The sequence below is a fragment of the Brevundimonas sp. PAMC22021 genome (genome assembly GCF_019443405.1).
GTDB lineage: Bacteria > Pseudomonadota > Alphaproteobacteria > Caulobacterales > Caulobacteraceae > Brevundimonas.
In genome coordinates this window covers 1,386,867-1,400,349 of the sequence record NZ_CP080376.1, presented here as the reverse complement: position 1 = coordinate 1,400,349, position 13,483 = coordinate 1,386,867, and the positions used below count along the sequence as shown (strand labels likewise).

The 13,483-nt window shown below is 67.9% G+C and carries 13 protein-coding genes; 6 read left to right on the top strand and 7 right to left on the bottom strand.

What is annotated here, in order from left to right; translation table 11 throughout:
* The first annotated feature begins 115 nt into the window (after positions 1-115).
* Positions 116-1,579, top strand: a complete 1,464-nt coding sequence (locus KY493_RS06830; RefSeq protein ID WP_219898194.1) for an MATE family efflux transporter — start codon at positions 116-118, stop codon at positions 1,577-1,579.
* Positions 1,580-1,648: 69 nt separating this feature from the next.
* Here KY493_RS06830 and KY493_RS06825 read toward each other — a convergent pair whose 3' ends face one another.
* The 3 genes from KY493_RS06825 to KY493_RS06815 form a co-directional block, all read right to left on the bottom strand.
* A complete protein-coding gene (locus KY493_RS06825) occupies positions 1,649-1,954 on the bottom strand; it encodes a CsbD family protein (RefSeq protein ID WP_219898193.1) in 306 nt (101 codons plus the stop codon).
* Positions 1,955-2,060: 106 nt separating this feature from the next.
* Positions 2,061-3,206 carry a GNAT family N-acetyltransferase gene (locus KY493_RS06820; protein ID WP_219898192.1) on the bottom strand — a complete coding sequence of 382 codons (1,146 nt, stop codon included), beginning with the start codon at positions 3,204-3,206 and terminating at the stop codon, positions 2,061-2,063.
* Positions 3,203-3,661 (bottom strand): RidA family protein, encoded by a 459-nt coding sequence (locus tag KY493_RS06815; protein WP_219898191.1) that lies wholly within the window; start codon positions 3,659-3,661, stop codon positions 3,203-3,205. The genes KY493_RS06820 and KY493_RS06815 overlap by 4 nt, the downstream gene beginning before the upstream one ends.
* A 113-nt stretch (positions 3,662-3,774) precedes the next feature.
* Between KY493_RS06815 and KY493_RS06810 the strand changes: the two genes are divergently transcribed.
* Together KY493_RS06810 and KY493_RS06805 are read left to right on the top strand one after the other, a co-directional pair.
* Entirely contained in the window at positions 3,775-4,686 is a 912-nt protein-coding gene (locus KY493_RS06810) for a hypothetical protein (RefSeq protein ID WP_255568090.1), read from the top strand.
* A gap of 165 nt (positions 4,687-4,851) precedes the next feature.
* Entirely contained in the window at positions 4,852-5,142 is a 291-nt protein-coding gene (locus KY493_RS06805; RefSeq protein ID WP_219898190.1) for a hypothetical protein, read from the top strand.
* Here the strand turns inward: KY493_RS06805 and KY493_RS06800 are convergent.
* Genes KY493_RS06800 through KY493_RS06790 form a run of 3 tightly spaced genes read right to left on the bottom strand, consistent with a single transcriptional unit; the run spans position 5,139 to position 8,502 of the window.
* Complete coding sequence (locus KY493_RS06800) at positions 5,139-5,876, bottom strand: polysaccharide deacetylase family protein (protein ID WP_219898189.1); 738 nt, start codon at positions 5,874-5,876, stop codon at positions 5,139-5,141. The two genes, KY493_RS06805 and KY493_RS06800, sit on opposite strands and share 4 nt — an antisense overlap.
* 41 nt (positions 5,877-5,917) lie before the next feature.
* Positions 5,918-7,216: a nicotinate phosphoribosyltransferase gene (locus KY493_RS06795; protein WP_219898188.1), complete on the bottom strand. Its 1,299-nt coding sequence runs from the start codon at positions 7,214-7,216 to the stop codon at positions 5,918-5,920.
* On the bottom strand, positions 7,213-8,502 hold the full coding sequence (locus KY493_RS06790; protein WP_219898187.1) for a DNA polymerase IV: 1,290 nt from the start codon (positions 8,500-8,502) through the stop codon (positions 7,213-7,215). Before KY493_RS06790 ends, KY493_RS06795 begins: the two co-directional genes overlap by 4 nt.
* Positions 8,503-8,620: 118 nt before the next feature.
* Here KY493_RS06790 and KY493_RS06785 point away from each other — a divergent pair, with 118 nt between their 5' ends.
* Together KY493_RS06785 and KY493_RS06780 are read left to right on the top strand one after the other, a co-directional pair.
* Positions 8,621-8,986 carry a response regulator gene (locus tag KY493_RS06785; RefSeq protein WP_219898401.1) on the top strand — a complete coding sequence of 122 codons (366 nt, stop codon included), beginning with the start codon at positions 8,621-8,623 and terminating at the stop codon, positions 8,984-8,986.
* Positions 8,983-10,344 (top strand): PleD family two-component system response regulator, encoded by a 1,362-nt coding sequence (locus KY493_RS06780; RefSeq protein ID WP_219898186.1) that lies wholly within the window; start codon positions 8,983-8,985, stop codon positions 10,342-10,344. Before KY493_RS06785 ends, KY493_RS06780 begins: the two co-directional genes overlap by 4 nt.
* Positions 10,345-10,431: 87 nt before the next feature.
* On the opposite strand, the gene rpmG is transcribed toward KY493_RS06780, so the two are convergent.
* Complete coding sequence (rpmG, locus tag KY493_RS06775; protein WP_003164451.1) at positions 10,432-10,599, bottom strand: 50S ribosomal protein L33; 168 nt, start codon at positions 10,597-10,599, stop codon at positions 10,432-10,434.
* A gap of 189 nt (positions 10,600-10,788) precedes the next feature.
* On the opposite strand from rpmG, the gene KY493_RS06770 reads away from it, so the two are divergent.
* Entirely contained in the window at positions 10,789-13,482 is a 2,694-nt protein-coding gene (locus tag KY493_RS06770; protein ID WP_219898185.1) for a TonB-dependent receptor, read from the top strand.
* Position 13,483: the final 1 nt, after the last annotated feature.

Genomic DNA, 13,483 nt, shown 5'->3' with positions numbered 1-13,483 from the left:
CTGAAGGAAAGGCCCGGGCGGCGACGCCCGGGCTTTTTTTGCGGCGGATCAAGGCGCGCGGCGAAGCGTTGCGCTTCTCCAGCCGCCGCAGCGGCCGTGACGAGAGGCGATGCGAATGGCGACAGCGGGGGCTCGGACCCGGCCGGATCTGACAACGGGGCCGATCACGCGGACCCTGCTGGTGTTCAGCCTGCCGGTGATGGGCGGGAACCTGCTGCAGTCGCTGAACGGCAGCGTGAACCAGTTCTGGGTCAGTCACTCGCTGGGCGTGACGGCCATCACCGCCATCGGCAACGCCAACATCGTCATGCTGCTGATGCTGGGCGGGGCGTTCGGGGTCAGCATGGCCTCCAACATCCTGATCGGCCAAAGCGTCGGGCGCGGTGACATGAGCGAAGTGAAGCGGGTGATGGGGACCTCCGTCACCTTCTTTCTGGCGTTGGCTGCGGCGGTCGCGGCCACGGGGTTCTTGAGCGCCGACGCCATCCTGGGCGTCATGGGCACGCCGGCCGAGGCGCGGACCGAGGCGGTGACCTATCTGCGCATCGTCTTTCTGGCCATGCCGTTCATGTATCTGTTCGCGTTTCTGCAGATGGCGCAGAGGGGTGTGGGCGACTCGAAAACTCCCTTCTACTTCATGCTGCTGGCCGTAGTGATGGACGTGATCCTGAACCCGCTGCTGATCAACGGCGTGGGACCCTTTCCGCGCCTCGCCATTGCGGGATCGGCGGTGTCGACGCTGATCGGCCAGGGGATCAGCCTGGTGCTGCTGGTGATCACCCTTTACCGGCGAAAGAGCCCGCTGGCGTTGCGCCGGTCGGAGGCGCGGCTGCTCCGACCCGATCCGACGATCCTGCGCGCCCTGGTCGGCAAGGGCCTGCCGATGGGGTTGCAGATGCTGATCATGTCGGGCGCGGCCATGGTGATGATCGGCATGGTCAACAGCTATGGCGCGGTCACGGCCGCCGCCTACACCGGCGCGTCGCAGGTCTGGACCTATGTGCAGATGCCGGCGATGGCCATCGGCGCGGCCGTGTCCTCGATGGCGGCCCAGAACGTCGGGGCAGGCAGGTGGGACCGGGTCGACAAGATCGCACGGTCCGGGGTGCTGTGCGGTCTGGCCGTCACGGGCGCCGCAGCCGCCATCATCTATCTGCTCGGGGACGTGACGCTGAGGATATTCCTGCCCGGAGACTCGCCGGCCCTGCCGATCGCCCACCACATCAACGAGCGCGTGCTTTGGGGCTTCGTGTTGTTCAGCGTGACCTTCGCCCTGTCGGGCGTGGTCCGGGCGACGGGCGCGGTGTGGACGCCGCTGCTGATCCTGATCGTGTCGATGTATGTGGTTCGGGTGCCGTTCGCCGCCCTGATGAGCGAACGGATCGGGCCGGACGCGATCTGGTGGAGCTTTCCGCTCGGGATCGCAACCTCTGGCGTTCTGACGACGCTGTATTACCGCTACGGCGGATGGCGAAAGCTTCGCCTGCTGTCGCCGCGCGCGGCGGGCCAGGCACCGGATGCCGGCATGGCGACGCCGGCGGTGACCGTCGCCGACAACGCGCGGACCGCGCAGGCCTGAGCGGCGGATACGAAAAAGCCGCCGCCCCGGAGAGGGACGGCGGCTCGAACCGTGTGCCTTGGCCGATGCTTAGCGGCGGCGACCGGCGCGCGACAGGATCAGCGCCAGGCCGGCCACGATGCCGGTGGTCAGCAGGGGCTTGTTGCGGGCGAAGTCGACGCCGGCGCGGGCCTTGTCCTGGTACTGGACGGGCGCCTTGTCGACGAGGGTTTCGAGCTTGTCGACCGCCTGGCCGTAGAAGTCCTTGGCCTTGCCCTTGATCTCGTTGAACTTGCCGTCGGCCTGCAGCTTGGAATCGCCGGTCAGGTTGCCGAGGCCGCTTTGAACCTTGCCGCCGATTTCGGTGGCCGTGCCTTCGATGCGTTGGTCGGTCATGGGATGTCCTTTCGAGCGATGCTCGTTTGCGTGCGGGGAGATGCGCTCACAGCGCGCGAAGCGTCGGTCGGTTCCGGCCAAGCTTTGCTGCTGCGACGATAAGGCTTCAGCCGTTGCGGTAGGGCGACTGCGCCTCGGTCAGAGCCGCGATCTCGGCCTCCACGGCGGGGCCTTCGCCGTCCAGATAGCGGGCGACGGGCTCGCGCAGCGCCGGGTCGGCGATGAAATGGGCGGAATAGACGGGCGACGGCAGGTAGCCGCGCGCGATCTTGTGCTCGCCCTGCGCCCCCGCCTCAACGCGAGACAAGCCGCGCGCGATGGCGAAGTCGATGGCCTGATAGTAGCAGAGCTCGAAATGCAGAAAGGGCACGTCCTCGAGCGCGCCCCATTGGCGGCCGTAGAGGGCGTCGCGGCCGATGAAGTTCAGGGCGCCGGCGATGGGCGTGTCGTCCCGGAACGCCATGACCAGGGCGATGCGGTCGCTCATGGTCGCGCCGACGCGGGTGAAGAAGTCGCGCGTCAGATAGGGGCGGCCCCATTTGCGCGAGCCTGTGTCCATGTAGAAGGCGAAAAAGGCGTCCCAGTGCGCCTCTTCGATCTCCGTGCCGGTCAGGACGCGGATGTCGAGCCCGGCCAGGGCGTCGCGCCGCTCGCGCCGGATGGTCTTGCGGCGGTTGGACGACAGGGCGGCCAGGAAGTCGTCAAAGGTGCGATAGCCGTTGTTGCGCCAGACGAACTGCATGTCCTGACGCGGCAGAAGGCCGCCTTGCGCCATTGCCGTCCAGTCGTCGCGGGTGGGGAAGTTGACGTGCAAGGAGGAGACGCCCAGCCGCTCCACCAGGGTCAGGGCGCCCTGCAGCAGGGCCTCGCGTACGGTGGCGTGATCCGCGTTCGGGTGCGACAGGAAGCGCGTCCCTGTCGCGGGCGTGAAGGGCACGGCCCCCAGAAGCTTGGGATAGTAGCGACCGCCGGCGCGCTCATAGGCGTCGGCCCAGCTGTGATCAAAGACGTATTCGCCCTGGCTGTTGCCCTTCAGATAGAGGGGCATGACGCCGAGAACGGTCTGGCTCTCGTCGCGCAGCGCCAGGTGTCGGGGCGACCAGCCCTGGCGCGGCGCGGCGGACAGTGACGCCTCGCAAGCGTGCAGGAAGTCGAAGGAGACGAACGGATCGCCGGTGGGAGAGGCGCAGGGATCCCACGCCTCCCGGCCGATGTCGGCGATCCGGTCGTGAACCGTCAGGGTAAAGGTCAACGGATCTCCACGATCGCGTCCACTTCGACGGCGAAGCCGAGCGGCAGCTTGTAGACGCCCACGGCCGAGCGGGCGTGGCGGCCGGCGTCGCCGAACACCTCGACCATCAGGTCCGAGCAGCCGTTGATGACGCCCGGGATGGCCTCGAAGTCCGGTCCGGCCTGAACAAAGCCGCCCAGCTTGACGACCCGCACGACGCGCGACAGGTCGCCGTCGCAGGCGACCTTCATCTGAGCCATCAGGTTGATGGCGCACAGGCGGGCGGCGGCGTTGGCCTGTTCCGGCGAGACGTCGACGCCGACCGTGCCCTTGATCCCGCCCGAGGCGTCGTTCGACAGTTGGCCCGAGATGTGGACCAGGTTGCCCGTTTGGACAAAGGAGACGTAGTTGGCGACGGGGACGGCCGGGGTCGGCAGGTCGATGCCGAGTTCGGCGAGGCGGGCGTCGATGCTCATGGAAAAGGGTCCTGTTGTGGTGGTTTGGGGCGGGGTTTAGCGCGGGCGCGCGGCGGCGTCATCCGGGTGCGCGCTTAAAGGTTCGCCAACCGGCGTAAGCTAGGGTGCCGGTCATGGACATGCCCCAGGTCACGCCCGCCACCGCCTTTCAGACCGTGCTTGGACGACTGTCGTCCGACGAACGCGCACGGGTGGAGGCCGCCTCCCGCCCGGCCGCCGAGCGCGCCGCGCAGGTTGCGCCGCACTGGGACTTTGAAGCGCCGGCCAAGGCTGTCGATGCGGTGCTAGGCGGGAATGCGTCCGACGACATGCGGCGGGGTCTGATCGCCGTCTGGGCGCTCGGGCTGCCCGAACGCGCGGCCGCGCTGGACATGCCCGAAGAGGTGATGGCGCTCTATCCCTACTGGCTCGAGCGGCTGGCGGAGTTTCTGACGGGCGCGGAGGGCGCCGCTTACGATCCGGACCATTGGGCCAAGGACGTGCGGTTCGCGCTGGCGCTGAGCGTGCCGGGCGCGCGCTCACAGGTGATCGACCTGACCTCGCCGATGGGGCCGGGGCAGGTGGTACGCCATGTGCGTGAAGGGCACGGCGTCGGCGCGCTGGTGCGCTATGTGGCCGCGCGCGGGTGGAGCAAGACCTGGCTGGAGGTGCACACCGAAGCGCGGTGGCTGAAGGACTTCAACGAGGACGGGTGGAATCGCGCCTGGGCGACGGCGGCGGCAATCTGCAAGGCGCGGCCGGAACTGGGCGGCATGATCGGCTCCAGCTGGTTCTACGACCCGCCCTTGACGGAGATCAGCCCGAGGCTGGCGCACCTGCGGCTGAACCCGCTGAACGGCGGCGCCTTCATGGTCCATCAGGGACCGGGTGAGATCCATACGGAGCGAGCGGCCACGGCGTCGCCGACGCGCAAGCGGATGATCGACAGCGGCGAATACGTCGCGCGATCCTGGCTGATGGTGTGGCCGAGAAAACCACTGATCGCGTGGGCGGAGGCGAGGCGTTCCGTCCCGCCGTCATCCTAGGCCCTGTGCCTAGGAAACTCGGGCTTGTCCGGTAAGGTTCAGGAGTCTGGATCCTCGCCACAAGCGCGAGGATGACGAGGTTGGTGGCAGTGTGTTCTAGGCGCCTTCCCACTCGGCTGAATCCGGCGTATCGTCGTTTCTGAAGCTCGGACGAGGGAAGACGCGATGGCGAACGTGGCAAAGCCTTTGGGCAACGCGAACCTGATCCGAGCGGCGGGCTGGAGCGGGGTCGCGCTGGTGCTGCTGGCGCCGTTGATCGCGATGCGCTTTACGGACGAGGTGAACTGGACCGCCTTCGACTTCGCCTTCGCGGGCGTGCTGCTGGTGGGCGCGGGGCTGCTGCTGGAACTGATCGTCTGGAAGGCGCGGCGGCCGATGGTCAGGGCGGGGCTGGCGCTTGCGGTGGTCGCGGCGGTGCTGCTGATCTGGGCGGACGGCGCCGTGGGCCTGTTCTAGGCGAGCCGGCTCCAGGCGCGCGCGACGGGTTGGATGTCCAGATCGGCGGTCTTGGCCAGGGTGATCAGGCGGTCCAGATCGTCCGCGGTGCAGCCATAGGGCGTCGGTCGATCGCTGACGTCGTGGCCGTAGGCGATCAGCCAGCCTCTTTGTTCGGCGGCATGCTGCACCAGCGCCTCCAGGTCGTAGCCGGGCAGACGGCGAGACTCGAGACCGATGGCTTGCAGCAGGGCGCGGTCGGCGCGGCCGCTGTTGACGCCGTCCCGCACGCCGCGTCCGCACAGGAAACGCGCGTCGATCACCGCCTTTGACTTCAGGGCGCAGTCGCCGAACGGATAGGCGAAGGTGGTCATGACGTGGCCGTCCAGTCGCTCGGCGACCCAGGCGGCGTTGCGCGCGAGATCGGCTTCAAGTTCCGACGCCGAAAGGGTCAGGGTCGAGGCGTGTCCGAAGGTGTGGCAGCCGACCTCGTGGCCGGCGGCGAACAGCGCCTGAAGGTGTTCGGTGGTGAACTGCGGCAGGCCAAGGTTGGTCCCGCGCTCCAGTCCGCCGCAGACGTAGTAGGTCGCCTTGACCTCGTGCGCGTCCAGCACCGGGCCCGCCTCGGTCCAGGCGGAGGCGGGGATATCGTCGAAGGACAGGCTGAGGATCCCACGCTGAGGTCGCACGGGCACAGGCCGCACGTCGAGGTAGCGGCCGGCGCGGCGGCGCATCTTGTCGATAAAGGCGCTCATGACGCCATCCTGCATCGCCGCCGTTAAGGGCGGCTGAAGCCTCAGACGACGACCGGCTGCATGCTGTGCCCGCGCTCGCCGAAGACACGAAGGTAGCGCGCGATCTCGGCCGGATCGCCCACGGCCTTGGCCGGATTGTCCGACAGCTTGACCGCCGGGCGTCCATTGGCGGAAACGACCTTGCAGACCAGGGAGATGGGATCGAGCTCGGGCGCGAGCGCCGGCGAACAGCCGCGAAAGTCGTTGGTCAGGTTGGTGCCCCAGCCGTAGCTGAGACGGGCGCGGCCGTGGAAGCGCGCATGGACGGCCTCGATGCTGTCCACGTCCATGCCGTCGGAGAAGATCAGCAGCTTGTCGCGCGGATCGCGCCCGCGTTCGCGCCACCAGCGGATCAGCCTTTCCCCCGCCTCCAGCGGCGGCGAGGAGTCGGGGCGAAAGCCGGTCCAGTCGGCGACCCAGTCCGGCGCCTGATCCAGAAAGGCCTCGGTGCCGAAGGCGTCGGGCAGGACCACCAGAAGGTTGCCGGCGTAGTGCTGTCGCCACTGATCCAGCACCTGATAGGGAACGGCTCGCAGGGCTTCGTCGTCGGGCGCGAGCGCGGCCAGCACCATCGGCAGCTCATGTCCGTTGGTGCCGATGGCCTCCAGGTCGTGGTTCATGGCCAGCAGCACGTTGGACGAGCCGACAAAGGCGGAAGCCAGCCCTTCCTTCAGCGCGGCGATGCACCAGTCCTGCCACAGAAAGCCGTGGCGGCGGCGGGTGCCGAAGTCGGACAGGCGCAGATCGGGCAAGGCGCGCAGGCGCTCGACCTTGTCCCACAGCCGCGTCTTGGCGCGGGCATACAGAACGTCCAGCTCGAACCGGCCGAGCCGATGCAGGGCAGTGCGGCAACGCAACTCGTTCAGGATGGAGAGGGCGGGAATCTCCCAAAGCGTGACGTCGGCCCAGGCGCCGGTGAAGGTCAGTTCGATCTGACCGTCGCGAACCTCCAGGTGGTAATCGGGCAGGCGGAAGTCCGCGAGCCAGGCCAGGAAGTCCGGCGAGAAGATAGACTTGACGCCATAGAAGGTGTTGCCGGCGAGCCAGACCTGTTCGCGCCTGCTGAGGCCGACCGTGCGGGCGTGGTCCAGCTGTTCGCGCAGGGCGCCGACATCGATCTCTTCCGCCAGGCGGACGGATCGGGTGCGGTTGATGACCTGGAACTCGACGGAGACGTCGCGGTGCTCGCGCCAGATCAGCTGCAGCATCAAGAGCTTGTAGAAGTCGGTGTCCAGCAGGCTGCGCACGATCGGGTCGAGGCGGAAGCCGTGATCGTAGGCGCGGCGGGCGAGATCGGTCATCGGGCGGGTTTTTCCTTGCGGCCGGCGACCGCGCGGCCGGCGACCACGGCGTCGGCGCCGAAGCGGGCGCGTAGGGAGTCGATGGCGGTTTCGGTCTTCAGCGCGCGGGTCTCTGGCGTATTGAACAGGCCTGTGGGGGCGTCCTCCGCATCCTGCACCTCGGCCATGCCGATGCCGATCAGCCGGTAGGGGCGACCGAGTTCAGGCTTCAGCAGCTCGCGGCCGGCGGCGAACAGGGCGCGGGCGGTCTGGACCGGCTCCGGCAGGGAGATGCGGCGGGTGACGATGCGGAAGTCCGTGCGGCGCAGCTTCAGCACCAGCACGCGGCTGGCCACGCCGTCGCGGCGCGCCTTGGACGCCAGCTTCTCGCAAAGGGGCCAGAGTTCAGCCTCCAGGTCGGCGGCCGTGAGGAGGTCCTCGTTGAAGGTGGTCTCGGCGCTCATGCCCTTGCGGTCGCGGTCGGGGCTCACGGGCCGGGCGTCGCGGGCGTGCGACAGCTCGTGCAAGCGAAGGCCGGATTCGCCATAGCGCCTGACCAGGTCGCGCACGTCCGCGCGCGCCAGATCGCCGATGGTCGCATAGCCGTCGCTGCGCAGGCTCTTGCCAAAGACGGGACCGACGCCGGGCAGGGCGGTGACGGGTTTGGGCGCGAGAAGGGCTTGCGCGTTCGCCTGACCTATGACGGAGAAGCCGCGCGGCTTGTCCATCTCTGACGCCATCTTGGCGAGGAAGCGGTTAGGCGCCAGGCCGATGGAGACGGTCAGCCCCGTCTCTTCCTCGATGCGCTTCTGCAGGCGGATCAGCTGCAGCGCCGGAGGGCCGCCGTTCAGCCGCTCGGTGCCCGATAGGTCGACCCAGGCCTCGTCCAGCGACAGGGTCTGGGTCAGCGGCGTCAGCTCGGCGAGCGCGCCGAGGATGCGTTTGGACTCCACGACGTATTTGGAAAAGTCCGGCTTGATGACCACCGCGTCCGGGCAGGCCTTCAGCGCCTTGAACATCGGCATGGCCGAGCCGACGCCGTGCAGGCGCGCGACATAGCAGGCGGTGGAGACCACGCCCCGCTTGCCCCCGCCGACGATGACCGGCTTGTCGCGAAGTTCGGGCCGATCGCGCTTTTCCACCGAGGCGTAGAAGGCGTCGCAGTCGAGGTGGGCGATGGCCAGCTGGTCCAGCTCGGCGTCCGCCACGACACGCCGCGAGCCGCACGACGGGCAGCGCCGATCCGGCGGGCCGGCGGGATCGGCGCCGGTCCACAGGCAGTCGCGGCAGATGGCCTTGATGGCCACGTCGGCAGTCTCCTTCAGGCGGGCTTCACCCCAGCTTAAGACCCCTCCGTCATCCTGGCGTCAACAAAGGCGACAAGGCCTCCACGCGATGCGCAGGGGAGCCAGTATCAGGGTGATGATGTCCAAGACCGTCCTCATCGTCGAGGATAACGAGCTGAACATGAAGCTCTTTCATGATCTGCTCGACTCCCAGGGCTATCAGACGCTGCAGACCCGCGAGGGGCTGCAGGCGCTGGCGCTCGCCCGGCAGCATCATCCCGACCTGATCCTGATGGACATCCAGCTGCCGGAAATCTCCGGACTGGAGGTCACAAAGTGGCTGAAGGACGATGAGGAGCTGAACCACATCCCGGTGATCGCGGTCACCGCCTTCGCCATGAAGGGGGACGAGGAGCGCATCCGTCAGGGCGGGTGCGAGGCCTATATCTCCAAGCCGATCTCGGTGATGCACTTCCTCGACACCGTCAGGAAGCATCTGCAATGAGCGCGCGCATCCTGGTGGTCGACGACCTGGACACCAACGTCCGGCTGCTCGAGGCCAAGCTGACGCTGGAATACTATGACGTGCTGACGTGCGGCGATGGCATGACGGCGCTGGCGATCGCGGCCGAGCACCAGCCGGACCTGATCCTGCTGGACGTCATGATGCCCGGTATGGATGGGTTCGAGACCTGTCGACGGCTGAAGGCGGACGCATCGACCCGGCACATCCCGGTGGTGCTGGTCACCGCGCTGGACGGCCGCGAGGACCGGCTGAAGGGGCTGGAGGCGGGCGCCGACGACTTCGTCACCAAGCCGCTGGACGACGTCATCCTGTTCGCGCGCGTCAAGTCGCTGACGCGGCTGAAGCAGGTGATGGACGAACTGCGCGAGCGCGAGGAAAGCGGGCGCAGGCTGGGCGTGCAGGGCGAGGGCTCGGGACGGCTGCGGGGCGCCGGCGGGCGGGTGATGATCGTCGACGACGACATGCGCCAGGCCGAACGGATGGCCGCCGAACTGGCGGCTGAGCACCGGCCGACGATCGAGAGCGATCCGGAGGCGGCGCTGCTGGCGGCGGCGGGACCCATTGACCTGATCATCGTCAATGTGGCCGCACATGGCTTCGACGGCCTGCGCGTCATCGCCAAGGCGCAGTCGGGCGCGGCGGGGCGTCGCGCGCCGATCCTGGCGGTGATCGATCCCGGCGACCGGCCGCGCATGGTCAAGGCGCTGGAGCTCGGCGCCCACGATATCCTGCCGCGTCCGGTCGATCCGCAGGAACTGGCGGCGCGCGCCCGCACCCAGATCCGGCGCAAACGCTACAGCGACTTCCTGCGCGAAAAGCTGGACTCCAGCCTGGAAATGGCGGTCACCGATCCGCTGACTGGCCTGCACAATCGTCGCTACATGACCGGCCAGCTGCAGGCGCTGGTCGGGCGCGCCAGCCATGGCGGCGCCTCGGTCGCCGTGCTTGTGCTGGACATCGATCACTTCAAGTCCGTCAACGACGGCTTCGGCCACGACGCCGGCGACGAGGTGCTGCGCGAGTTCGCGGTGCGGCTGGCCACCAATGTGCGGGCCATCGATCTGCCGTGCCGGATGGGCGGCGAGGAGTTCGTGGTGGTGATGCCCGGCGCGTCGCTGGAGGACGCGCATCGCGTGGCCGAGCGCATTCGCCGCGACGTGGCCTCGGCGCCCTTCCGCGTCATGGGCGGGGCGGAACATCTGACCGTCACCATCTCCATCGGCGTGGCGGCGACGGCGCATGGCGACACCCCGGACGGTCTTCTGAAGCGCGCGGACGAGGGCGTCTATCAGGCCAAGGCCGCCGGTCGGAACACGGTCATCGCGCGCGCCGCCTGATCCTCAACGACGATCTCCAAACAGCAAAACGCCCGGCTGGCGATCCAGCCGGGCGTTTGAAGGATCATAGAGGCGTGAAACGCCGTCTTACTTGATCTTGCCTTCCTTGAACTCGACGTGCTTGCGCACGACCGGGTCGTACTTTTTGACGACCATCTTCTCGGTCATGGTGCGGGCGTTCTTCTTGGTGACGTAGAAGAAGCCGGTGTCGGCGGTCGAGTTCAGGCGGATCTTGATGGAAGCCGGTTTGGCCATCGGACAATTACCTTTGCGACGGCGAAAGCCGCTGGAAACGAGAGGCGCGGAACATACTCAGGCGCGCTGCAAAGTCAACGGCGGGAATGCGGCCCTCAAGACGCCGCCAAGGTTACAAAGAAGTCACGACGGAATGGCCGGCGATCCACGTTAGCAGAGCATCTGTTCCTCCCCCGACCGGACGCCTTCATGACCGCCGCCCTTCTTCTGCTCGCCCTCGCGCCCGTGGTCCAGCAGGCCCAGACCCAGCCGCAGCCGGCGACGACGCAGCAGGAGGACGAGGTCTATGATCTGGGCGAGGTGCTGGTCACCGCGCCGACGCCGCGCGGCGTGGCCCTGGGAGGGCAGGAACCGATCGCCTCTTTCGATTCGACCCAGCTTCAGGCGTTCGGGGCCTCCAGCATTGGCGAACTGGTGACGCTGCTGGAAAGCCAGACCCGCAGCGCGCGGGGCGGCTCGCCGGTCTTCCTGGTCAACGGGCGACGCATCTCGGGCTTTCAGGAAATCCGCGGCCTGCCGCCCGAGGCCATCGATCGCTTCGACATCCTGCCGGAAGAGACGGCGCTGTCCTACGGCTACCGCGCCGATCAGCGCGTCGTGAACATCGTGCTGAAGGCCAACTTCCGATCGCTGACCACGCAGGTGGAATACGGCGCCCCGACGCAGGGCGGACGCTCGTCCACCGAGATCGAGAACAATGTGCTGCGCATCGAGGGCGGCACGCGCTGGTCGTTCGACCTGAACCACGAGCGCGACAGCGCCATCTTCGAGAGCGAACGCGACATCGATCGCAGCCTGTCGGGCGCGCCGTTCGACCTGATCGGTAATGTCACCGGATCGCCCCAGGGCGCCGAGATCGACCCGGCTCTGTCGGCGCTGGCGGGGGGTGTGGTCACCGTGGCCGCCGTGCCGACCAATGCGGCGGCGGGCGGTGTGACCCTGCAGGATTTCACGCAGGGCGCGGGCGTTCAGCGCAACGGCGACGCCTCGGCCTGGCGCACCCTGACGCCGCAACGCGAGCAGATCGAGCTGTCGGGGACGCTGAAGCGCGACCTGAACGAGCGGGTGGGAGCGACCGTCAGCGTCAACCTGGAAGACCTGGACAGCGAAAGCTACCTCGGTCTGCCGGGCGTCAGCCTGAACCTCGACGCCGACAACCCCTTTTCGCCGTTCGGGACGGACGTGCTGGTCCATCGCTACGTCGATCAGCCCGAGGCGCTGAAGCGTGAAAGCGACACCCGAACCGCCAATGTGGCGACGGTGCTGGACGGCTATATCGGCGACTGGCGCTGGACGGCGACCGGCGGCTACGACCGGGTGGAGACGGAGTCGCGAACCGGGCGCGGCGTCGATGCGGCGGCGCTGCAGGCGCTGCCGGACGCAAACAGCGCCACCGCCAATCCGTTCGGCGACATCGGCGGAGCGGTGACCGCGATCCCGTTCGACACCGCGAAGTCGGTTGCGGGCACGCTGAACACCGAACTGGTGTTCACCGGTTCGCCCTTCAGCCTGCCGGCGGGCGATGTTCGGACCACCATCACCGGCGGCTATCGCCGGTTGACGCTGGATTCGGAAAGCACCCGCTCGGGCCTGTTCACCGAGCGCTCGCTGTCGCGCAACCTCGGCAACGTCCAGGCCAACGTCGATGTGCCGCTGTTCCAGCGCGACGAGGAGAACCCCAGCCTGCTGGGCGACCTGCGCGCCAACTTCAACGTGGCCTATCAGGAGGTGTCGGACTTCGGCGGCCTGCCGACGGTCGGCGGTGGCGTGAACTGGTCGCCGATCGATCCGCTGAACTTCAACGTCAGCTACACCGACGAAAAGAATGCGCCTTCGGTGCAGCAGCTGAACGATCCGACCGAGCTGACGCCGAACACCCCCGTGTTCGACTTCCGCACCGGCGAGACGGTGGACGTGATCCGCATCACTGGCGGCGATCCGAACCTGGAGGCCGAGCACAAGCGCACGCTGAAGCTGGGCCTGAACTACACGCCCTGGACCAGCGTCGATTTCCGGCTGAACGCGGCTTATACCCGCACCGAGATCGACGACTCCATCGCCTCCTTCCCGACCATCACCGCCGACCTGGAGGCCGCGCTGCCGGAGCGGTTCGTGCGCGACGCCGACGGCAACCTGCTGTCCATCGACGCACGGGCGCTGAACTACGAGAAGATTGAGCGGCAGGAGGTGCAGTGGGGCTTCAACTTCTCGCGCCCGTTCGGCCAGCCGACGCCGCAGGCGGAGCAGGGGCAGCAGCGCGGTCCGGGTGGACCCGGCGCGCGCGGTCCGGGCGGACGTCCCGGCGGCGGGACCATGATCACTTTCGGCGGGCCTGGCGGCGGCGGGGGCGGTCCCGGCGGCGGACGCCGTCGCGGCGGCTCGGGCGCACAGCCCGGGCAGGGCGTGTTCAACCTGTCGGTCACGCACATCATGCGCATCCAGGACGAGGTGACGATCCGCGATGGGCTGGAGCCGCTCGATCTGCTGGACGGCGACTCGATCGTGAGCAGCGGTGGGCAACCGCGCAACGAGCTGCAGCTGCAAGCCGGGGCCTTCAAGAACGGCTTTGGCGCCTTCCTCAACGCCAACTGGCGTGAATCGACGCGGGTGTTCGGCGACCTGGCCGGAAGTCCGGACCTGGAGTTTTCGGATCGAACCACGGTGAACCTGTTCACCTTCGCGGACCTGGGCTCGCGGACGTCGCTGGTGGAGCGGTTCCCGTTCCTGAAGGGCTCGCGCGTCGGCTTCGGCGTCACCAATCTGTTCGACAGCCGCACCGAGGTGACGTCCAGCGACGGGACCAAGCCGCTGAACTATCAGGAAGATTATCTGGAGCCGGTGGGCCGCGCCTTCCGCATCAACTTCCGCAAGATCTTCTACTGAC

Bases quoted from the DNA above. Each gene is read 5' to 3' on its own strand.
- KY493_RS06830 (WP_219898194.1), top strand. From the start codon at position 116: ATGGCGACAGCGGGGGCTCGGACCCGGCCGGATCTGACAACGGGGCCG.
- KY493_RS06825 (WP_219898193.1), bottom strand. From the start codon at position 1,954: ATGACCGACCAACGCATCGAAGGCACGGCCACCGAAATCGGCGGCAAG.
- KY493_RS06815 (WP_219898191.1), bottom strand. From the start codon at position 3,661: ATGAGCATCGACGCCCGCCTCGCCGAACTCGGCATCGACCTGCCGACC.
- KY493_RS06810 (WP_255568090.1), top strand. From the start codon at position 3,775: ATGGACATGCCCCAGGTCACGCCCGCCACCGCCTTTCAGACCGTGCTT.
- KY493_RS06805 (WP_219898190.1), top strand. From the start codon at position 4,852: ATGGCGAACGTGGCAAAGCCTTTGGGCAACGCGAACCTGATCCGAGCG.
- KY493_RS06800 (WP_219898189.1), bottom strand. From the start codon at position 5,876: ATGAGCGCCTTTATCGACAAGATGCGCCGCCGCGCCGGCCGCTACCTC.
- KY493_RS06795 (WP_219898188.1), bottom strand. From the start codon at position 7,216: ATGACCGATCTCGCCCGCCGCGCCTACGATCACGGCTTCCGCCTCGAC.
- KY493_RS06785 (WP_219898401.1), top strand. From the start codon at position 8,621: ATGTCCAAGACCGTCCTCATCGTCGAGGATAACGAGCTGAACATGAAG.
- KY493_RS06780 (WP_219898186.1), top strand. From the start codon at position 8,983: ATGAGCGCGCGCATCCTGGTGGTCGACGACCTGGACACCAACGTCCGG.
- rpmG (WP_003164451.1), bottom strand. From the start codon at position 10,599: ATGGCCAAACCGGCTTCCATCAAGATCCGCCTGAACTCGACCGCCGAC.
- KY493_RS06770 (WP_219898185.1), top strand. From the start codon at position 10,789: ATGACCGCCGCCCTTCTTCTGCTCGCCCTCGCGCCCGTGGTCCAGCAG.